The sequence below is a fragment of the Mesorhizobium sp. WSM4829 genome (assembly GCF_055811475.1).
The window spans coordinates 22,335-41,888 of record NZ_JBVVQJ010000045.1 but is presented as its reverse complement, the minus strand read 5'-3'; the positions used below and the strand labels follow the sequence as shown (position 1 = coordinate 41,888).

16 protein-coding genes are annotated in these 19,554 nt (G+C 62.8%); 8 read left to right on the top strand and 8 right to left on the bottom strand.

Annotated features, from left to right (window positions below; all coding sequences use genetic code 11):
• Positions 1-39: 39 nt before the first annotated feature.
• Positions 40-2,076: an oxidoreductase gene (locus AC0L17_RS29725; protein ID WP_473518390.1), complete on the bottom strand. Its 2,037-nt coding sequence runs from the start codon at positions 2,074-2,076 to the stop codon at positions 40-42.
• Between the two features lie 147 nt (positions 2,077-2,223).
• Between AC0L17_RS29725 and AC0L17_RS29720 the strand changes: the two genes are divergently transcribed.
• From AC0L17_RS29720 to AC0L17_RS29710, 3 genes are read left to right on the top strand one after another with little or no spacing between them, the layout of a single operon-like run.
• On the top strand, positions 2,224-2,853 hold the full coding sequence (locus tag AC0L17_RS29720; RefSeq protein ID WP_473518389.1) for a TetR/AcrR family transcriptional regulator: 630 nt from the start codon (positions 2,224-2,226) through the stop codon (positions 2,851-2,853).
• 15 nt (positions 2,854-2,868) lie between these two features.
• Positions 2,869-3,663, top strand: coding sequence for a pyrroline-5-carboxylate reductase family protein (locus AC0L17_RS29715; protein ID WP_473518388.1), 795 nt, complete (start codon positions 2,869-2,871; stop codon positions 3,661-3,663).
• 40 nt (positions 3,664-3,703) lie between these two features.
• Positions 3,704-5,689, top strand: a complete 1,986-nt coding sequence (locus AC0L17_RS29710) for an oxidoreductase (RefSeq protein WP_473518387.1) — start codon at positions 3,704-3,706, stop codon at positions 5,687-5,689.
• Here AC0L17_RS29710 and AC0L17_RS29705 read toward each other — a convergent pair.
• The 3 genes from AC0L17_RS29705 to AC0L17_RS29695 all read right to left on the bottom strand — a co-directional run bounded on the left by AC0L17_RS29705 (position 5,684) and on the right by AC0L17_RS29695 (position 9,719).
• Positions 5,684-6,379, bottom strand: a complete 696-nt coding sequence (locus AC0L17_RS29705; RefSeq protein WP_473518386.1) for a corrinoid protein — start codon at positions 6,377-6,379, stop codon at positions 5,684-5,686. The genes AC0L17_RS29710 and AC0L17_RS29705 overlap by 6 nt on opposite strands.
• Before the next feature lie 96 nt (positions 6,380-6,475).
• Positions 6,476-8,125 carry an ABC transporter substrate-binding protein gene (locus AC0L17_RS29700; RefSeq protein ID WP_287173343.1) on the bottom strand — a complete coding sequence of 550 codons (1,650 nt, stop codon included), beginning with the start codon at positions 8,123-8,125 and terminating at the stop codon, positions 6,476-6,478.
• Between the two features lie 43 nt (positions 8,126-8,168).
• Positions 8,169-9,719, bottom strand: coding sequence for a trimethylamine methyltransferase family protein (locus AC0L17_RS29695; protein ID WP_287173345.1), 1,551 nt, complete (start codon positions 9,717-9,719; stop codon positions 8,169-8,171).
• Between the two features lie 93 nt (positions 9,720-9,812).
• Between AC0L17_RS29695 and AC0L17_RS29690 the strand changes: the two genes are divergently transcribed.
• Positions 9,813-10,715 carry a LysR substrate-binding domain-containing protein gene (locus AC0L17_RS29690; RefSeq protein ID WP_287229811.1) on the top strand — a complete coding sequence of 301 codons (903 nt, stop codon included), beginning with the start codon at positions 9,813-9,815 and terminating at the stop codon, positions 10,713-10,715.
• Between the two features lie 15 nt (positions 10,716-10,730).
• Here AC0L17_RS29690 and AC0L17_RS29685 read toward each other — a convergent pair whose 3' ends face one another.
• On the bottom strand, positions 10,731-11,723 hold the full coding sequence (locus tag AC0L17_RS29685) for a zinc-dependent alcohol dehydrogenase family protein (RefSeq protein ID WP_473518385.1): 993 nt from the start codon (positions 11,721-11,723) through the stop codon (positions 10,731-10,733).
• A 104-nt stretch (positions 11,724-11,827) separates the two neighbouring features.
• Here AC0L17_RS29685 and AC0L17_RS29680 point away from each other — a divergent pair, with 104 nt between their 5' ends.
• A complete protein-coding gene (locus tag AC0L17_RS29680) occupies positions 11,828-12,730 on the top strand; it encodes a LysR family transcriptional regulator (protein ID WP_473518384.1) in 903 nt (300 codons plus the stop codon).
• Between the two features lie 80 nt (positions 12,731-12,810).
• The gene (gene mutL, locus AC0L17_RS29675) at positions 12,811-14,670 is read left to right on the top strand and encodes a DNA mismatch repair endonuclease MutL (RefSeq protein WP_473518383.1); all 1,860 of its coding nucleotides are present in this window, start codon (positions 12,811-12,813) and stop codon (positions 14,668-14,670) included.
• A gap of 207 nt (positions 14,671-14,877) precedes the next feature.
• On the opposite strand, the gene AC0L17_RS29670 is transcribed toward mutL, so the two are convergent.
• Positions 14,878-15,771 (bottom strand): DMT family transporter, encoded by an 894-nt coding sequence (locus AC0L17_RS29670; RefSeq protein WP_473518382.1) that lies wholly within the window; start codon positions 15,769-15,771, stop codon positions 14,878-14,880.
• A gap of 89 nt (positions 15,772-15,860) precedes the next feature.
• Here AC0L17_RS29670 and AC0L17_RS29665 point away from each other — a divergent pair, with 89 nt between their 5' ends.
• Together AC0L17_RS29665 and AC0L17_RS29660 are read left to right on the top strand one after the other, a co-directional pair.
• Positions 15,861-16,787 (top strand): LysR substrate-binding domain-containing protein, encoded by a 927-nt coding sequence (locus tag AC0L17_RS29665; protein ID WP_473518381.1) that lies wholly within the window; start codon positions 15,861-15,863, stop codon positions 16,785-16,787.
• Positions 16,788-16,930: 143 nt separating this feature from the next.
• The gene (locus AC0L17_RS29660; RefSeq protein WP_027153867.1) at positions 16,931-17,164 is read left to right on the top strand and encodes a DUF2093 domain-containing protein; all 234 of its coding nucleotides are present in this window, start codon (positions 16,931-16,933) and stop codon (positions 17,162-17,164) included.
• Positions 17,165-17,253: 89 nt separating this feature from the next.
• Here AC0L17_RS29660 and lpxK read toward each other — a convergent pair whose 3' ends face one another.
• Both lpxK and waaA read right to left on the bottom strand, forming a co-directional pair.
• On the bottom strand, positions 17,254-18,282 hold the full coding sequence (gene lpxK, locus AC0L17_RS29655) for a tetraacyldisaccharide 4'-kinase (protein ID WP_473518380.1): 1,029 nt from the start codon (positions 18,280-18,282) through the stop codon (positions 17,254-17,256).
• A 1-nt stretch (position 18,283) separates the two neighbouring features.
• Positions 18,284-19,554, bottom strand: a 1,271-nt coding sequence (gene waaA / locus AC0L17_RS29650; protein WP_473518379.1) for a lipid IV(A) 3-deoxy-D-manno-octulosonic acid transferase, incomplete at its 5' end; no start/stop codon positions are given.

Here is a 19,554-nt window from a genome sequence, read left to right as displayed (position 1 = left end):
CCCTTGTTGTGAGCGGACGCTATCGTCCGTTGCCGGACGTTAGATATCTTTCGCCAGTCGCAGCGCGTCGTAGATCGCGGCGTGGGTGTTGCGAGCTGAAACGGCATCGCCGATACGAAAGAGTTGGAATTGGCCCTGCGCATTCCGCACCACCGACTGTGGTTGCCCGGCGATGAGCTCATCTTGCGAAATCTCGCCGTGATTGGTCGATTTCGGTTTCAGTTCGAAATAGATGTCGTCCAGCGGAATGGTGCCGTGATTGACCACGACCTGATCCACGACGCGCTGTTTGGATATACCGCCGTAGTCACTGCCTACATTTGCAATGAGCTGATTGCCATTCTTTTCAACAGACTCAAGTCGATAGGTAACGGTGAAGGTCACATCGAGTTTTTGAAGAGACCTAATGTAGGGCACAAGGTTCATAGCCATGACCTCGGGTGAGAATGACCGGTCCGGAGTCATAATCTCAACCTTCGCTCCCGCGCCGGCGAGGAATTCCGCGGCCTGGAGTGCCGCGTGGTCACCCGCGTCGTCGAAGATGATGACATTGGTTCCCGGCTTTGCGTCTCCGGAGATGATGTCCCAAGACGACACCACGAACTCGTTGCCCTTGGAAAGGACGTCCGTGTGCGCCACCCCGCCCGTTGCGACGATGACAACATCCGGATTTTCCGCCTCGATGGTTTCGGCTTCCGCCCAGGCATTGAACCTGATGGCCACTCCATGTTTTTCGCACTGGGCCATGCGCCAATCGATGATGCTCATCATCTCCTTGCGGCGCGGGCTCAGCGCTGTCAGCCGGATCTGCCCTCCAGGGTCGCTGGCGGCCTCGAAGACCACGACCTCGTGTCCCCGCTCACCCGCCACGCGGGCGGCCTCGAGGCCAGCCGGACCTGCACCGACCACGACAATCTTCTTGCGGCTGTCGGCCTTGGCGACAATATGCGGCATGGTCAGCTCACGGCCAGTCGCGGCGTTGTGAATGCAGTATGCCGCCCCGCCCTGATAGATACGGTCAAGGCAATAGTTTGCGCCCACGCAGGGCCTGATTTCGTCTTCGCGCTTTTCGATGATCTTGCGCACGATGTGAGGGTCGGTCATGTGCGCGCGCGTCATGCCGATCATGTCCACCTTACCCGACGCAATCGCGTGCCGGGCAGTCGCCACATCCGGTATTTTCGCTGCGTGGAAAGTTGGGAAGTTGGTTGCCGCACGAATCTCGCCGGCAAAATCAAGATGTGGCGCGTTCGCCATTCCCTGAATCGGAATGACGTCCGTCAGGCCCGCATCGGTGTCGATGTGGCCGCGGATCACGTTGAGATAATCGATAAGTCCGCTTTCCTTGAGGCGCTGGGAGATTTCAATGCCCTCTGACTTGCCAGTGCCGCCGGGGAGACATTCATCCGCAGTATACCTGACGCCCAGGATGAAGTCCTCGCCGACCCGTGACCGGATCGCCTTCAAGACGTCCATGCAGAAGCGCATGCGATTATCAAGGGAACCACCATACGGGCCGTCAAGGTCGTTCGTGAGAGGCGACGTGAACTGTTCGAGCAGATGGCCATAAGCCTCGAGCTCGACGCCATCCATCCCGCCCGCCTTCATCCGCTCGGCGGCGTCCGCAAAGTCCTTGATGATGCGCTCGATATCCCAGTCTTCAATTTTCTTGGGAAATGCGCGGTGTGAGGCTTCACGATGGTGGGACGGCGCCACAACGGGAAGCCAGTCACCTTTGTCCCAGCGTGTACGCCGTCCAAGATGGGTCAGCTGGATCATGATGGCGGCGCCCTCTTCGTGCACCGCATCTGTCATCTGCCTGATCCACGGCACGATCTCGTCCTTGTAGGCGAGCAGGTTGTTGAAAACCGGGGGGCTGTCCTTCGAGACCGCAGCGGACCCGGCTGTCATCGTCATCGCCACACCGCCCTTCGCCCTTTCAACCGTGTAGGCAAGATAGCGCTCCTTCGGCATCCCGTCCTCCGGATAAGCCGGCTCGTGGGAGGTCACGATGATGCGATTGCGCAGGGTCAAATGCTTGAGTTTGTACGGCTGCAGAAGGGGATCGCTCGACATTTGACGGACTCCGGGCTGAGATGGCAAGTGCGAACGCTATCGAAAATGTACATCTATGTCAAGTTTCGCTTCTGAGAAGTCGATAGAGTCGACAGAGGTGTACATTTTGCTGGTTTTCACTTTGATATTTTGTTAGGCTGATCGCTCATGGAGCAAATTTCGAACGATAGCGGATGGCGCGGATCGCCGGAGGGGTGGCTTGAAGCCGCCTACGACCTGCTTCGTGAATCCGGCGTCGACACGGTGAGAATATCGCCACTGGCCAAGAAATTGGGCCTGTCGCGCACCAGCTTCTATTGGTTCTTCAAGGATAGAGAAGAACTGTTGGCTGCCCTCGTGACCCGTTGGCGGGACAAGAACACCGGCAACCTCGTCAAGCAGGCTGAGGCATACGCCGAGACGGTCGCTGAAGCGATGCTGAACGTTTTCGACTGCTGGCTCGACAAATCCTTGTTCGATTCCCAGTTCGAGTTCGCAGTCAGAAGCTGGGCGCTTCAATCCCCTGACATTCTGGCGGAGGTGCAGAAAGCCGACCAGACGCGTCTCGATGCATTGAGCCAGATGTTTGTCCGCTTTGGTTACGACGAAGGCTCAGCCGATGTTCGAGCGCGCACCATCTACCTCGTGCAGATCGGCTACATCTCAATGCAGACCAGCGAAGATGTCGCCGACCGCATGAAGCGCATTCCCGGGTACGTGGAGATTTTTACAGGTAAGGCCCCGCGGAAGCGCGAACTCGACCGGTTCTTCGCCAGACACGGTTATTCGGCGGGCTGAGGAAGCGTTTCGACAATGGGTGAACCCCTGAGCATCGGAATAATCGGCGGAATTGGCTGGCTTGGACGCGCTATCGCCGAGGCCATTATTGATGCGCAAATAGTCGCCGCAGAGCACCTCACGCTCTCTCATAGAAGTAGGCAACCCGACTTTCTGCCAAACGCTACATGGACCAGGGACAACCAGGAACTGGTGGATCGATCTGATGTCATCATCGTCTCGGTCCGGCCCCAGGATTGGCCTGCCATCGACATTACTGCGTCCGGCAAGCTCGCCATGTCGGTTATGGCCGGGATCACTCTCGACCAACTGGCGGGACGTCTTAAAACCGACCGCGTAGTCCGCACGCTTCCGAATGCAGCGGCAGAGGTGCGGAATTCCTATACTCCCTGGATAAGCTCTCAGAGCGTCACCGCCGATGGCCGCAATGTCGTTCGCCGGATTCTGGAGGCCTGTGGCGCTGCCGATGAAGTCAAAACAGAAGCAGATATCGACTATTTGACGGGCCTGACCGGATCCGGTCCAGCGTTTCCGGCGCTTTTGGCGGCGGCGATGATGGACGATGCCGTCAGCCGAGGAATGGATCCAGATATTGCCCGGCGGAGCGTCAGCGCGGTGCTTGTTGGAACCGGAAAACTCCTCGAGGCTCGTCCAGACCATCCCCAAGATATCGTCCAGACCTTCCTCGACTACCGCGGCACCACCGCGGCAGCGATCGAGGCCATGCGCGCAGCCGGGTTTGAATCTGCCGTGGCAGCCGGCCTTGCCGCGGCGCTCCAGAAATCCGTGACTATGGGACAAGCCACCTGACTGCCGCCCGAGGCCTTCCTCCGACCGCTGGTGTGATATTATGTCAAAACTCTTTCCGCATCTGTTTTCACCTGCAAAGCTAGGCAGTCGCACGCTCCGAAACCGGATCGTGTTCGGGGCTCATACCGCCAACATGGCCGAAAATGGCGTGCCGACCGAACGACACGTTGCCTACTATGCCGAGCGAGCGCTCGGTGGGGCCGGAATGATTGTTGTCGAACCCATGCCCGTCCATCAGGCCGCCGTCCTGACACGCGGCAATTTTCGACCTGACGACCATAGCGTCATTCCTCATTTCCAGCAGGTCACGCGCGCGATCAAGGACCACGGGGCGATCGCCATCCAGCAGCTCTATCACGTCGGAGCGCACGGGGATTCGGACAACTCATTTCACGCGCATTGGTCGCCCTCGGGCCTGCCGAGCTATCATGACAGCGACGGTTCCCACGCCATGTCCGAGGGTGAGATTTGGGAAACCATCGACAGCTTCGTTCAGGCGGCGCGCCGCTGCCAGGAAGCCGGTTTCGACGGCGTCGAAGTCTGGGCTGCCTATCTCGGACTGGTCGATCAGTTCTGGACGCCCTGGACAAACCGACGCGAGGACCAATGGGGAGGGTCGCTCGACAACCGCACGCGGATCTCGCGCGAAATCCTAACCCGCATCCGCGAAACATGCGGCCTCGATTTCATCATTGGACTCTCGGTCAGCGACGAACCTGATTACACAGTCGCGCTCAGTCGCCAGGAACTGGCGGAGATCATTCGGCTGCACGATGAGCAGGGGCTGATCGATTACGTGACCTGCGGCACCGGTAGCTACCTCGACTTCTACAAGATAATGCCGACGTTTCTCTATCCGGAGAAGCTTGGCGCCGATCTTGCGACGACCCTCAAGGCCGTGGTCAAGACGGCCCTCGTGGTCGCCGAAAGCCATATCAGGACGCCTGAAAACGCCGAAACCGTGCTCGGCGAGAAAGCTGCAGACCTGGTCTCGATCGTCCGCGGCCAGATCGCCGACCCGCATCTGGCACGCAAAGCCGCGGCGGACCGGCCCGAGGATGTGCGCGGATGCATATCCTGCAACCAGATGTGCTGGGGCCGTCGTTCGCGCGACTACTGGATCAGCTGCCTTATCAATCCCTCTGCAGGGCGCGAGTTTGAATGGGGTGGTGACCGGTTCACGTCCGCTGCCATCAAGAAACGGGTGCTTGTCGTCGGCGGCGGTCCCGCCGGCCTCGAGACGGCCCGGGTTGCCGCGGAGCGGGGTCACGACGTGGTGCTGGCGGAAGCCTCCAGTAGGCTGGGCGGAAACTTTCTGCTCGCCGGGCTGCAGCCGCGCCGCGGGCAAATCCTCGACCTTCTCGGGTGGTATGAACGCCAGCTTAACAAGCTGAACGTCGACGTACGACTCAACACCTACGTCGAGGCTTCGGAAATCGCCTCTTTCCAAGCTGATACCGTCATCCTGGCCACGGGATCGGTGTCTCCCGAAACCGGATTTCAGAAGGCTCTGCCGGCAATGCCGAGCCTGCCAGGCATAGAAAAGGGCAATGTTTTCTCGATCGAGTCCGTTATGGCCCGCCATGCACGACCAGTTAAGCGCGTGCTTTTGCTCGACGAGGGCGGAGGCTGGCGCGGTTGTGGCACTGCCTGGAAACTTGCCGAGGATGGCCATCAAGTGACCATTCTCACGCCCGATCCGTTGGTCGGCAAGGAACTGCAGCGGACGGCTGCCGATTTCCCGCTGCGACGGACATTGCGCCAGCTTGGCGTCACATGGTTGTTGGATGTCAGCGTGCTGGAATGGCACGGGGACGGCGTGACCATCGTTGACCACAACACGCGTGAAGAAAGCTTCGTGCCTGGCGATTGCCTTGTACTTGCAACCACCAATGTGGCGGCGAATCGGCTGGCGAAAGAGTTGGAAAGCACGTCCCAGCCTTTCATGGAGGTCGGCGACGCCGTCGCTCCGCGCCAGGCGCCCTACGCCTTCCACGAAGGACGGAAACTTGCCTTGCGGCTATGATACGCGGACGTTGTGCTTGCGCTTCATGAAGTCCTTGGCAGTTTCGACCGCCACCGCCGCATCGCGGCAATAGGCATCGGCGCCGACGGCCTTGCCGAATTCCTCGTTCAATGGTGCACCGCCGACCAGCACGACGTAGTCGTCGCGAATGCCCTTTTCCTTCATCGTGTCGATGACGACCTTCATGTAGGGCATGGTCGTGGTCAAAAGCGCCGACATGCCGATGATGTCGGGCTGATGCTCTTGAATCGCTGCCATGTATTTCTCGACCGCATTGTTGATGCCGAGGTCGATGACGTCGAAGCCGGCGCCCTCCATCATCATGCCGACAAGGTTCTTGCCGATGTCGTGGATGTCGCCCTTGACGGTGCCGATCACCATCTTGCCCTGCTTCGGCGCGCCGGTGGCGACAAGCAGCGGACGCAGGATGAACATGCCGGCCTTCATCGCGTTGGCCGACAACAGCACTTCCGGCACGAACAGGATGCCGTCGCGAAAATCCTCGCCGACGATGCGCATGCCTTCGACTAGTGCCTCGGTCAGCACCTTGTAAGGCGCCCAGCCGCGCTCGAGAAGGATGTTGGTGCCTTCCTCGATCTCTTCCTTCAGCCCGTCATAGAGGTCGTCGTGCATCTGCTGCACGAGTTCGTCGTCGGAAAGCTCGGAAAGGATGATCTCGTCGTCGGCCATGTTTGACGCACTCGCTGATTTCAAAGGTTTGCGGTCCGCCAGCACCTGTTTTCTGCAACAGGTGCCGGCGGGTCATTGCCAGCCTTGGGAGCTAACTCAGGCGTCCAGCCAGACGTTCTGGAAGTCCATTTGGTAGGTCTGGTGCATTCCGTAGTTCTTCACCTTCTTGCTCATGTGGCAGTAGAGCTTCTGCCAGAACGGCTGGATGATGACGCCGGAATCCTGCAGGATCTGCTCCACGTCTTTCATCACCTCCTTGCGCTTGGCAGGATCAGCCAGCGAGAGCGCCTGTTTCAGCTTGGCGTCGAAATCCGGGTTGGCGTAGGCCGTTTCGTTCCAGGCCTCGCCCGAGCGATAGCCGAGCGCAAGCACCTGGACGCCGAGCGGGCGCATGTACCAGATGGTCATCGAGTACGGATACTTCGTCCAGTCATTCCAGAAGGTCGAGCCCGGCAGCACTGTGCGCTTCACCTTGATGCCGGCATCGCGCAGCTGGCCGGCAATCGCGTCGCCGGTGTTCTTCTGCCATTCGTCCTCGACGGTGATCAGCTCGTGCTCGAAGTCGGCCTGCCCGGCATCCGCCATCAGCTTCTTGGCGGCGGCGGCGTCGCGTGTCTTCTTGGGCAGCGGATAGTATTCGGGATGGATCGGGGCGACGTGGTGGTTCTCGCCGACGGTGCCGAGCCCGGCGTAGCCGAGCTGCATGACGGCATTGTTGTCGACAGCCATCTGCAGCGCATTGCGCACTCGCTGGTCGTCATAGGGCTTGTGGGTGATGTTGGTGCGGGCAACGAGCGTGGTCGCCGTCGCAACCTCTGATTTCACCAGATCCATCTGGTCGAGGATGTCGATGAAGTCGGCGGGTGTCTCGAAATTGACGTCGATCTCGCCGGATTCGAAGGCATTCACCGAGGCGTTGAAGTCGGTGCCGTAGTCGATGAATTCGACGCTGTCGAGCGGCGCTTCACCGCCCCACCACTTGCCGTTCTCGCGACGCTTGACGACCGCCTTCGTACCTACTTCATAGGACACCAGTTCGAAGGGCCCGGTACCGATTGGCTTCTTGATCGGTTCGGCGCCATCCTTGTCGAAGTCGCGATGCACGACCAGAGCCGGATAGTCGGTGAAGCCCGGTATGATCGCGATGTCGGGTTCGGACAGCTTCAGCTTGACTGTGTGGTCGTCGACCTTGGTGATGGCGCCATCCCTGGCCTTGCCGGTTTTTGCGTCGATCAGCGCACCGACGCGCGCGGCCATTGAATTGCCGGAAGCACCCTTCTCGCACCAGCGGTTCAGATTGGAGACCACGTCATCGGCGTTGAAGGCATCGCCATTGTTCCAGGTGATGCCTTTGCGCAGATGCAGTGTGTATTCGGTGGCGTCGTCATTGACGTCCCAGCTTTCGAGCAGGACCGGCTCGAACGTGAACTGGTGCGTATAGCGGACGAGCGGCTCCAGCCAGCAACGGGTGACGTTTGCCATCTCGGTCCAGTCATAGGTGCGCGGATCCTTCTGCGCCTTGACCGACATCGCGACACGCAGCGTTCCACCCTTTTTCGGTTCGTCGGCCAGGGCCTTTGTCGGCGCGGCAAGGCCGATCATGCCATAGGCGAGAGCCGTCGACGCGCCGAAAGCACTGGCCAGCGCCAGGAATTCGCGCCGGTCCATGCGGCCTGCACGCGTCTCTTTCGCCATTGCCTCGATAGCGCCCGGCACGCGGTCGCCATTGCTTCTGAAGAATGTCATTTTTTTCTCCCTTTTTGTTCCCGTTGGTTGTTCGTCCGTCGCGTCAACTGACGCTGTTTGGCAGCGCCTCCTCGCGCCGCGCAATGAAATCCGTCAGCCCCTCGGCGATGCCCTCATCAAGTTTCGGCTCCTGATAATCCGCCAGCATGTTGCGCGCTTTCTCGCGACCGCGTGTGTCGTGATCCTTTGCGCCTTCTGCCTTCCACTGTTCGTACGAATTGAAGTCCATGATCGAGGGTATGAAGAAGGCCGACTCGAAATGTTCGAGCGTGTGTTTGGTGCCGAGGAAGTGGCCCTGCGGGCCCACCTCGCGGATTGCCGCCATCGCCTCCTTGAAATCGTCGAACGGAAGCCCGCCGGCATATTTGTACCAGCCGACAAGCTGTTCGCAGTCCGTCGCGAATTTTGAATAGCCGCAGCTCAGGCCGGCCTCCAGCCACCCGGCGGAGTGCCAGATGTAGTTGGCGCCGGAGAGGATGGCGGCATGCATCAGCATGTTCGCCTCGTAGCCCGCCTGGGCGTCATTGAGCTTCGACCCGACGTGGAAGCCCGAGGTGCGCCACGGCAACCGGTATTTGCGTGCCAGAGCTCCCATGAGATACATCATCTGGGCGGCCTCCGGCGTGCCGCCCATCGGGGCGCCGGTCTTCATGTCGACGGTGACCATGAACTGGCCGTAGATCTGCGGCGACCCCGGACGCAGCAGCTGCGTGAACGCGACACCCGCCAGCGCTTCCGCGTTGACCTGCGCGACCGCTCCCACGGCAGACGCAGAAGTAGAGGCGCCGCACAGCGCGAAGGGCGCCAGGATCAGCGGCTGGTTGCTGCGCGCATAGACCTTCATCGCATCCAGCATGGTGGCGTCCCACACCAGCGGCGAATTGCAATTGGTGATCGACACCAGCACCGGATTGTCGCGGACATAGTCCTCGCCAAACACGATGCCCGCCATCGCCATGGTGTCTTCGGCTCGCTCCTTTGATGTCACGATGCCCATGAACGGCTTGTCGGAATGCTTCAGCGCCGAATGGATGATGTGGAGGTGACGCTTCGGCACCGCAATTTCCATCGGCTCGCAGATGACCGAACTCGACGAGTGCAGCGCCGGCGCCATGTAGGCGAGCTTGTGGAAATTGTTGAGGTCGGCGAGCGTGCCATAGCGCCTGACATTGTCGAGGTCGCGCACGTAGGGCGCCCCGTACATCGGCACGAAGATGGAATTCTTGCCGCCGACGCGGACGGTACGCTGCGGGTTGCGGGCATTGAGGGTGAATTCCGACGGGACCTTCGACACCAGCTCCATCAGGAGCGCGCGGTCGATCCGGACACGTGTCTCGGAAACATCGGCTCCGGCCGCCTTCCACAGGGCGATGGCCTCGTCGTCGCGGAACTCGCAGCCAACCTCTTCGAGGATCAGGAGCGACTCCTGGTGGATCAGCTCCACCGCCTCGTCCGGGACCATCTCATACACAGGAATCTTGCGGACCAGGGTCGGAAACGACGCCATGGGAATTCCCCGCAGCGTCTTGCGCCCCACGCGGCCACCCGCTCGACGGTTGGTGTGTTCGGTGACTTCGGCGGCCGGTGCGTTCATTGAAAACTCCATCCTCCCAGAGCCAGTCAACTTAGCGAGACAAAATACAGCTGTGACGCTGGAAAATCCTGATCTCTTGTATAAGTTCAGCTTATGCGAAGCCTGCGCCACCTGCTGCCGTCCGCCGGCAGCCTGATCGTTTTCGAAGCCGCCGGGCGGCTGTCGAGTTTTACCGCCGCCGGGCGAGAGCTTGGCATGACGCAGGCTGCGGTGTCCTATGCAATCCGCGGGCTTGAAGAGCAGCTCGGCGCGAAACTCTTCCAGCGTCGCCATCGACAAGTCAGCCTGACCGAAGCCGGTGACCGCTTTCACGCCGACGTCTCGCTTGGCCTGTCGCACATCCGCAAGTCGGCGGAGGATTTGCGCCTACAGGCGACCGGCGGCCATGTGACGCTTGCCGCGTCGACGGCTTTCGGCTCGTTCTGGATGATGCCGCGCCTGCAGCAGTTCCGCGACGAACTGCCGGGCATCGACCTGCGCATCCAGACCGCCGACCGCGATCTCGACATCATCGCCGAGGGCATCCCGCTCGCTGTGCGCGGTGGCGAGCCCCGGGAATGGCCGGACTATCATTCACTGCGACTGGCCGACGAGGAGATATTCCCCGTCGCCGGCGTGAGCTATGTGGCACGGTTCGGGCTGCCGGAAACCGTCGAGGATCTTCAATCGCACCGGCTCATCCATCTCGAAGAGCCGTTTCGCGAGGCCGCGAGCTGGGACGAGTGGTTCGCCTCGGCCGGGGTCAACATCACCGATGCCGGGCGCGGATTGCGCATCAACGACTATGCGCTGGTGATCCAGGCGGTCATGGAAGGGCAAGGCATTGCGCTCGGCTGGGGCCACCTCGCCGAGCGCCTGCTGGCGTCAGGACTGCTCGTGCGTGCGACCGGCCACACGATGACGACCGGCAAGGGCTTTCATGTCATCTGGTCGAGAACCCGCGACCTCAGCGACAATGCTCGCAAGGTGCGGGACTGGCTGGCCGCGCAGGCGTGAGGCTCCCATTAATGCTCAATCAACCGTCACGACGATCTTGCCGAATTGCTCGTTCGACTCGAGAAAGCGATGCGCTTCGACGATCTGCTCGAATGAAAAGGTTTTGGCGATTACCGGCTTTAGCGAACCCGACATCAATCCGTCGAGGATGAACGCCTTGGCAGCTTCCAACTTCACCGGATCGCCAGTGATCTCGTGGACGAGATAGCCGCGCAGCGTCAGCGTCTTGGCCAGCACATCGAACAGCGGGAACGGCGTCGGCTCGGGGCTCAAGCCGCCATATTCGATGAGAATGCCACCCCGTGCCATCGCCGCCGTCAGAGGTTCGAAAATCGGGCCGCCGACTGCGTCGAAAACCACTCGGATGTTGTCCGGACTGGCGATTTCCTTCAGCCGGGCTTCCAGATCTTCGTCCGCTGAAGCGACGACATGGGCCGCCCCGAACTTGAGCAGGGCCTCTCTCTTGGCAGATGTCCGCGTCACCGCGATCGCGGTCGCACCAACGATGTTGGCAATCTGGATCGCGGCAAGTCCGACACTGCTCGATGCCGCGGTAATGACGACGAAGTCGTCTCTGCTGAGCTTGCCAATGTCGATCAGTGCGCCATAGGCGGTGAGATATTGCATCCAGACGGCTGCCGCCTCTTCCCAGGTAAGCGATGGCGGGTGCTTGGCCACGAGATGGGCGGGATATGTGGCGATCTCACCATAGGCGGGCCAGCGGGCCATCGATAATGGCGGCACGACGCTGACGGCGTCACCTGGCGCAAAACCGTGCACGGCTTCGCCGACCGCTTCGACGACACCCGCTGCCTCAAGGCCAAGACCGGAAGGCAACGGCGGCGTCTGGATATAAGTGCCCGAACGCAGCAGCGCCTCGGCCCGGTTGAGACCCAATGCCTTGACCCGGATCTGAATCTCGCCCCGACCGAGCGCGGGAATATCGAGATTCTCGATGCGCAGAACCTCGGGACCACCATGCTCATGGAAGCGAACAACACGTGCCATGCGGCCATAACTCCAAAATATTTGAACCGAATACGCTATGCCATCGGCCCTCCGGCAGATAAATGCTTGCTTGGGCAAGACAGTAGAAACTGGGAGTTTTGAATATGGATCGCCTTACGAGCATGGCCGTGTTCGTCAAAACCGTCGATCTTGGCTCGTTCGCGGCGACTGCTGCCGCTCTCGATCTGTCCGGACCGATGGTCGGCAAGCATGTCCGGTTTCTCGAGGAGCGTCTGGGCGTGCGCCTCATCAACCGGACCACACGCCGCCAGAGCCTGACCGACTTCGGGCGCGCCTACTATGAGCGCTGCCGGATGGTACTCGCTGAAGCCGAAGCTGCGGATGCACTGGCGGCCGATCAACTTTCCGAACCACGCGGAAAGCTGCGCGTCATCATGCCCGTACACTTCGGCCGGCGCTGCGTTGCCCCGATGCTGCTGGAGCTTGCGCAGCGATATCCCGCTCTGGAACTCGACCTGTCTTTCAGCGATCCCATCGCCGATCTTGCAGAGGATGGCTGCGATCTTGCCATCCGGACCGGCAATCTGGAGGATCAGGCCGGCGTGATGGCGCGTCGCGTCGCGCGCCAGCGCATGGTCGTCTGCGCGTCGCCATCTTATCTCGAGATGCACGGGCAGCCACGGCGGGTAGAGGATCTCGGCAGCCACCAGACCATCATCTACCGCCGTTCGGGCCGTGTCGTTCAACCGTGGCTGTTTCCGCGTGATGGCCGGCGTGCGCTGGAGGTCATGCCGGTCAGCCGGCTGCGGCTCGACGACCTCGCTGCGATCGCCGATGCTGCGGCAGCCGGCATGGGGCTCGCCTGGCTGCCATACTGGCTGGTGCGTGAGTGCATTCAGGCCGGCGCACTTGTCGTGCTGTTGCCGGAACAGCCGGGATTTCTTTACGACGCCTATGCGCTCTGGCTGCAGACGCCTCACTTGCCGCTGAAGGTCCGCCTTGCTGTCGACGCGCTGGCAGCGGCACTGCCCAGGCTGATGACGTGAAATGCAGGAGCACGGTGAGCGGCGCGGATTCCTGAATTCGCCCCTCCCGCTTGGGCGACGAATCCGCGTATAGTACCCCCATGCCCATTCGCCAGCTTTCCGAAACGATGATCAACCAGATCGCCGCCGGCGAAGTCATCGAGCGTCCGGCAAGCGTGGTCAAGGAACTGGTCGAGAACGCACTCGATGCCGGCGCAGCGAGAATAGAGATCGTCACCGCCGGCGGTGGGCTGAACCTGATCCGCGTCACCGACGACGGCTCGGGCATCCCGGAAAAGGAACTGCCGCTGGCGATCGCACGCCATTGCACCTCGAAGCTCGCCGATGACATTCACGACATCCGCTCGCTCGGCTTTCGCGGCGAAGCGCTGCCGTCGATCGGCTCGGTGGCGCGGCTGTCGATCCGCTCGCGCACCGCCAACGGCGACAGCGCCGCCGAGATCGGCATCGAGGGCGGCCGCGTGTCCGCCGTCAAGCCGGCGGCCGCCAATCGCGGCACCACGGTCGAGGTGCGCGACCTGTTCTTCGCCACGCCGGCGCGGCTCAAATTCATGAAGGGCGAGCGCGCCGAAAGCTCGGCGACCAGCGACGTGATCAAGCGTATCGCCATCGCTTTCCCGGCCGTGCGCTTCACGCTGGCCGGTTCCGACCGCTCGACTCTGGAACTGCCGGCGACCGACGACAGCCCGGAAGGCCGGTTGCGCCGCGTCGCGCAAGTGATGGGCGCCGACTTTCCGGCCAACGCGATCGCCATCGACGCCATGCGCGACGGTGTGCATCTTGCCGGCCACGTTTCGATACCATCCTTCAGCCGCGCCAACGCGCTGCAGCAATATGCCTATGTCAACGGCCGGCCGGTGCGCGACAAATTGATTGCCGGCGCTATCCGCGGCGCCTTCGCCGACGTGCTGCCGCGCGACCGCCATGCGGTGACGGTGCTGTTCCTGACCCTCGATCCGGCCATCGTCGACGTCAATGTCCACCCGGCCAAGGCCGACGTCCGCTTCCGCGATCCGGGGCTGGTGCGCGGGCTGATCGTCGGCGCCATTCGCGAGGCGCTGGCCAATGCCGGCATCCGTGCCGCCACATCAGGAGCGGCCGGCATGATGGCGGCTTTCCGGCCGGGCGCAGCATCCTATGCGCATCCAGGACCGGCCAACGGCCATCGCAGCTACGAAGCGGCCTACCGGGCCTCCGGCTTCGCCGGTTTCGATCCGGCCCGCTCGCCGCAACGGCCGCTGGATGCAGGATCTGCAAATGGCGGCTTCGGCGAAAACGATCAGGCGGCGTTCGATGCCGGTTCGCTTCACAGCGCCGACGCGCGCGCCGGACAAGACGAAGCGGCGGAGACGCTGCTTGGCATGGCGCTGGGTGCCGCACGCGCGCAAGTACACGAGAACTATATCGTCGCGCAGACCAGGGATTCGCTTGTCATCGTCGACCAGCATGCGGCGCATGAGCGGCTGGTCTACGAGGCACTGAAGAACGCATTGCATTCGCGCGCCGTGCCGTCGCAGATGCTGTTGCTGCCCGAGATCGTCGATCTGCCGGAAGAGGATGCAGAGCGGCTCGCCTTGCATTCCGAAACACTGGCCCGCTTCGGCCTCGCCGTCGAGCGCTTCGGCCCGGGTGCGGTCGCGGTGCGCGAGACGCCGTCGATGCTCGGCGAAACCAATGTCCAGCAGCTGGTGCGCGACCTTGCCGACGAGATCGCCGACAACGACACCGTCGAGACGCTGAAAGAGCGGCTGGACAAAATAGCCGCGACCATGGCCTGCCACGGCTCGGTGCGTTCCGGCCGCCTGCTCAAGCCGGAAGAGATGAACGCACTGCTGCGCCAGATGGAGGCGACGCCCGGGTCCGGCACCTGCAACCATGGCCGCCCGACCTATATCGAGCTCAGGCTCGCCGACATTGAGAGGTTGTTCGGGCGGCGATGAAGAACTCGCAGGGCGCAGCCCCCACCCGGACCTTCGGTCCGACCTCCCCACAAGGGGGAGGTAGAGAGCCTAGCCGCGGACACCTCGCAAGCAACTTACCCCTCCCCCTTGTGGGCAGGGTCGCTGCAAAGCAGCGGGGTGGGGGTCTGAAAAGAGCCGCTGCATAGCGGCTCTTTTCGAGTCAAGAGACAGCTCCAACCCTCTGATTCACCGCTTCAAATTCACCACGATGACGCCGCCGAGCGCCAGCGCGCCACCGATGATGCCGAGCAGCGTCGGCACCTCGCCTAGCCAGAAGAAGCCGATCAGCGTCGCCACCGGCGAAACCAGATAAAGGAAATTCGAGGCGCGCGCCGCCGGCAGCCGCGAAAGTGCTGTCGCCCAGGCGGCGTAGGCGATGAGGCTTGGCACGATGCCGAGAAAGACGACGGCGCCGAGACCGGCGGTATCGGCAACTGCCGCCTGCGCCAGGCCGTTCGGCAGGAAGGGCAGCAGGCATAGCGCGCCGAGCACCATGTTCGAGGCTGAAATGGTCAGCGGATGATGGCGGGCAAACAGCGGCTTTTGCACGATGGTGTTGACCGCCGAGCACAGCGCCGAGCCGAGGACCAGCAGCGCGCCATTGTTGAAATGCAACCCTTGCCCCTCGCCCATGGCGATGATGCCGATGCCGGCGAAGGACAGCAATGTGCCGGCCCAGGCCAGGCCCGAGAAGCGTTCGCCAAGCAGCGCCATCGCCATGATCGCGGTGAAGATCGGGCTGACATTGATGATGAAGCCGGCGGCACCCGCCGAGACGGTCAGCTCGCCGAAATTGAGCATCGCCGTATACAGCGCGACGAAGACGGCGCCGCCGAAGGCAAAGCGCCATAATTCATCGAGCCGGGGCAGCGCCGGCCGCTTGACGGCGAGGAAGATCGCCGCCGGCACCGCCGCGATGGCGAAGCGCAGCGCGCCAAGTTCCAGCGGCCCGAAAGCAACGAGGCCGGCACGGATCGCCGGAAAGGCGGAGGCCCAGCCGACCACTGTCAACGCCACCGCAATGGCCGCCGTGGTGTCGATCCGCTGTGTCGTATTCAACGTGCCGGTACAAGCGTTCATTTCACTATTCCCGCGTTTCATGCTCTCAACATACAAAGCGCCTTTCCCGATCGGTTGACAAACGACCAAATCGAGGGTCAGCTGTGACTATGGATCACAGCTCAGACGCGATGCTGCCGCTCGAAACCCTGCGCGCCTTCGACGCCGCGGCACGGACGGGCAGCTTTTCGGCCGCTGCCGAAAAACTCAATCTCACCCATGGCGCCGTCAGCCGGCAGATCGCCAAGCTCGAGGATTGGCTCGGACTGAAAGTATTCGATCGCGGCGCGCGTGGAGTGTCGCTGACGATCGAAGGCAACCGCCTGCATCTGCGCACCACTGAGGCCTTCGCGCTGATATCGAGCAATTCGGACCGCTGGATCGAGCCGCGCGGCACCGCCGTGGTGCGGCTGACCTCGATCCCCTCAGTCAGCGGGCTGTGGCTGATGCCGCGCATGGCGGCGCTGGAAAGCAATCCGTCCAGGCTGCGCATCGTGCTCGACGTCGATATCCGCCAGGCGGACCTTGCCGACGAGGGCATCGATCTGTCGATCCGCTGCGGACGCGGCCGCATCCCCGGCCGCGTCTCGGTGCAGCTGTTCGAGGAACATGTGTTTCCGGTCGCCTCGCCGGACCTCGCCCGCGAGATCGGCCGAGGCGACCCTGCCCGGCTGCTCAAATTCCCGCTGATCAACGATTCCGACGCCTCGGCCTGGCGTGCCTGGTTTGCCGCACAGGACATCGACTACCGCCCGCGTCCGCAGGACCGCCGTTTCGAGGACTACAATCTGGTGCTCGGCGCCGCAGCCCATGGTCTCGGCATCGCGCTGGCGCGGCCGCCGATGACCGAGGATCAACTGAAGTCTGGCCGTATCATCGCCGCCGACGAGCGCGTCGTCCTCAGCCCGATATCCTACTGGCTCGACCGACCAATCGGGCGCCCGCGCGCCGCCGCAGCCGAGCTTGCCCGGCGCATCGCGGCCCAGGCCGGACTGGCGGCGGAAAAGATCGAGGATTTCATCGCAGCCGAGCAGTAATATGCGGGGCATCCACTTTGCCGGCCTGCTCGGCTGGTTGCCGGCCGAAACGAAGCCGACTGAAGCCAATCTTGCCTCGCTCGGAGCTTGACCTTGCCGGCATTTTGTGGCGATGACATCGTCATGAACTTTGGCTCCATGTCATGATGAATCGCTTTGAAGGCCCCGGCGGCAAGGAAGCCCGTATCCGCTACCTGGACGGCGACTTCCAGGTGACCAGCCCCGGCGCCTTTGTGCGCTGTGCGGTCACCGGCGAAAGCATCCCGCTCGATGAGCTCAAATACTGGAGCGTCGCCAGGCAGGAGCCCTATGTGAGTGCGGCGGCCTCGCTGCGCCGCGAGATCGAGGCACATCCCGAACTGCGCAGTCGGCGTTAGTCTGACGCAGATGAAAGCCGTTCTGTAGCGATCCTGTCCCGTCGGCATTCCGCACAAGTTCGACCTCGCGACTCTCGAAAGTCCCTGGATCAACCCTGCAGCTTGCGCTGCCGCCAGGCATCCAGAGTCTCGTCGATGATGCGTTCGGGCACGTGGTCGGGATCGAACACGGTGTCGATCTCCAGCACATCGAGCTGTCGGAGGAAATCGGCCGACGCGGCATCGTGGCGCAGCCGGGCGGCGTCCTTGGCGGTGGTGATGAGGCCAAGTCCGGCACCTCGCGCTGTCATCGCGAGTTCGGCAAGCTCGTCCTTGCCATAGAAATGATGGTCCGGAAACGACCGGGCCAGCGCAACCTCGCCGCCGGCCTGACGGACCGTGTCGAAGAATTTCTCGGGATGGCCGATCCCGGCAAAGGCCAGATATCGCTTGCCGGCCAGCCCCGCCTTGCTGGTTGGCCGCGTATGCGCCTCGAAGATCGGCCGGCCGGCGCGCGCCGCCTGGCGAACGACGGCATCGGCAGCAAGGCCCTCGCCCATCTTCAGCAGCGCGCTGGTGAAAACCAGTTGGTCGACGATACCAGCCCTGAGCGGACCGCCAGGAATGACGCGGCCATTGCCGACGCCGTAGCGTGCGTCGACGACGACCAGCGCATAGTCGATGTGGATGCGCGCGCTCTGGAAACCGTCATCCATGATCAGGAAATCACAGCAATGCTTTTCCAGCAGGAGGCGTGCGCCGGCGGCACGGTTCGGCGTCACTGCGACCGGCGCGTGCTCGGCCAAAAGCAGCGGCTCATCGCCGACATGCTTGGCGGCGTCATGATGCGGATCGACGACATGCGGCCGCGCAAAGGAACCGCCATGGCCGCGCGACAGGAAACCTGGATTGAGCTGCATGCGCCTGGCTTGCCGGGCCAGTGCGATCGCCACCGGCGTCTTGCCGGTGCCGCCGACGGTGAAGTTGCCGACGCAAAGCACCGGCGCCTCGATCTTCTCGCGCGCCGCTGAGCGCATGCGGCGGCCGGCGACCAGCGCAAAGATCGCCGACAGCGGCGTCAGCGCCAGCGCCCGCCAGTCCGGTTCTTCCCACCAGAAGGGGGGCGCTTCGCTGGCCATCTTAACGGCCGTTGGCGCCCTTGAGGCGCGATTTGACGACCAAAGGCTGAATGTAGGGTTCGAGCGACTTCAAGGTGAGCGCCAGCGCGCCGCGCATCTCTTCGACAGTCGCCGCACCCGCCGCCATCATCTCATGGCGAGCCACCTCGTTGGTCAAAAGGAAATTGACGGCGCCGGCCAGCATGTCGCGGTCGCGCACCAGCTTGGCGCCGCCGCTGTCGAGCAGGCGCTGATAGGTCTCGCGAAAATTCTGGACGTTGCGGCCGGCCAGCACCGCCGTGTCGAGCATGGCCGGCTCCAGCGGGTTTTGGCCGCCCTCCGAAGTGAGCGAACGGCCAACGAAGGCGATCTCTGTCAGCCTGAGATAAAGCCCCATCTCGCCCATCGTGTCGCCGAGCAGAATGTCCGTATCGGCAGTGATCCGGTCGCCCTTGCTGCGCCGCGCGAGTTTCAGGCCCATGCCGGAAATCTGCGCGGCAAGCGCTTCGGCGCGATCGGGATGGCGCGGCACGACGATGGTCAAAAGACCGTGGTGCCGCTTGTGCAGCATCGCGTGAACCTCGGCGGCGACCGCCTCCTCGCCGTCATGGGTCGAGATCGCCGCCCAGGTCGGGCGGGCGCCTATCTGGCGCTTCAGCGTGTACAGCGCCCTTTCATCGGCCGGCGGCGGCGTGGTGTCGACCTTGAGATTGCCGGATACGGTGACCGGTCGGGCGCCGAGCGAGAGGAAGCGCTCGCCGTCGACATCCGACTGGGCGACAACATGGGCGAGATTCTCGAACAGCGCCTCGGCGATGTTGGCGCGCTTCTTCCAGGATTTGTACGAACGGTCCGACAGCCTGCCATTGACCAGCACCTGCGGCACACGCCGTGCGCCGAGCTCGAGGATGGTCATCGGCCAGATCTCCGATTCGGCGATGATCGCCAAATCCGGCCGCCAATGGTCGAGGAAGCGGCTGACCGCCGGCTTGAGGTCGAGCGGCACGTATTGGTGGATGATGCGGTCGCCGAGCCGTTCCTCGGCAACCTGAGCGGAGGTGACGGTCCCCGTCGTCAGCACGATGTTGACGCCGTAATCGAGGATGCTCTCAACCAGCGGCACGACGGCGATCGTCTCGCCGACGCTCGCCGCATGAATCCAGATGAGCGGCCCTTCGGGGGGGGGGGGGGGGGCGGCCGGCGGGGGGGGGGGGGGGGCGGGGTGGGGGGGGGGGGGGGGCGGGGGGGGGGCGGCGGGGGGGGGGCGCGGCGGGGCGGGGGGGGGGGGCGGGG

Bases quoted from the DNA above. Each gene is read 5' to 3' on its own strand.
- AC0L17_RS29725 (WP_473518390.1), bottom strand. From the start codon at position 2,076: ATGTCGAGCGATCCCCTTCTGCAGCCGTACAAACTCAAGCATTTGACC.
- AC0L17_RS29720 (WP_473518389.1), top strand. From the start codon at position 2,224: ATGGAGCAAATTTCGAACGATAGCGGATGGCGCGGATCGCCGGAGGGG.
- AC0L17_RS29715 (WP_473518388.1), top strand. From the start codon at position 2,869: ATGGGTGAACCCCTGAGCATCGGAATAATCGGCGGAATTGGCTGGCTT.
- AC0L17_RS29710 (WP_473518387.1), top strand. From the start codon at position 3,704: ATGTCAAAACTCTTTCCGCATCTGTTTTCACCTGCAAAGCTAGGCAGT.
- AC0L17_RS29705 (WP_473518386.1), bottom strand. From the start codon at position 6,379: ATGGCCGACGACGAGATCATCCTTTCCGAGCTTTCCGACGACGAACTC.
- AC0L17_RS29700 (WP_287173343.1), bottom strand. From the start codon at position 8,125: ATGACATTCTTCAGAAGCAATGGCGACCGCGTGCCGGGCGCTATCGAG.
- AC0L17_RS29695 (WP_287173345.1), bottom strand. From the start codon at position 9,719: ATGAACGCACCGGCCGCCGAAGTCACCGAACACACCAACCGTCGAGCG.
- AC0L17_RS29690 (WP_287229811.1), top strand. From the start codon at position 9,813: ATGCGAAGCCTGCGCCACCTGCTGCCGTCCGCCGGCAGCCTGATCGTT.
- AC0L17_RS29685 (WP_473518385.1), bottom strand. From the start codon at position 11,723: ATGGCACGTGTTGTTCGCTTCCATGAGCATGGTGGTCCCGAGGTTCTG.
- AC0L17_RS29680 (WP_473518384.1), top strand. From the start codon at position 11,828: ATGGATCGCCTTACGAGCATGGCCGTGTTCGTCAAAACCGTCGATCTT.
- mutL (WP_473518383.1), top strand. From the start codon at position 12,811: ATGCCCATTCGCCAGCTTTCCGAAACGATGATCAACCAGATCGCCGCC.
- AC0L17_RS29670 (WP_473518382.1), bottom strand. From the start codon at position 15,771: ATGAACGCTTGTACCGGCACGTTGAATACGACACAGCGGATCGACACC.
- AC0L17_RS29665 (WP_473518381.1), top strand. From the start codon at position 15,861: ATGGATCACAGCTCAGACGCGATGCTGCCGCTCGAAACCCTGCGCGCC.
- AC0L17_RS29660 (WP_027153867.1), top strand. From the start codon at position 16,931: ATGATGAATCGCTTTGAAGGCCCCGGCGGCAAGGAAGCCCGTATCCGC.
- lpxK (WP_473518380.1), bottom strand. From the start codon at position 18,282: ATGGCCAGCGAAGCGCCCCCCTTCTGGTGGGAAGAACCGGACTGGCGG.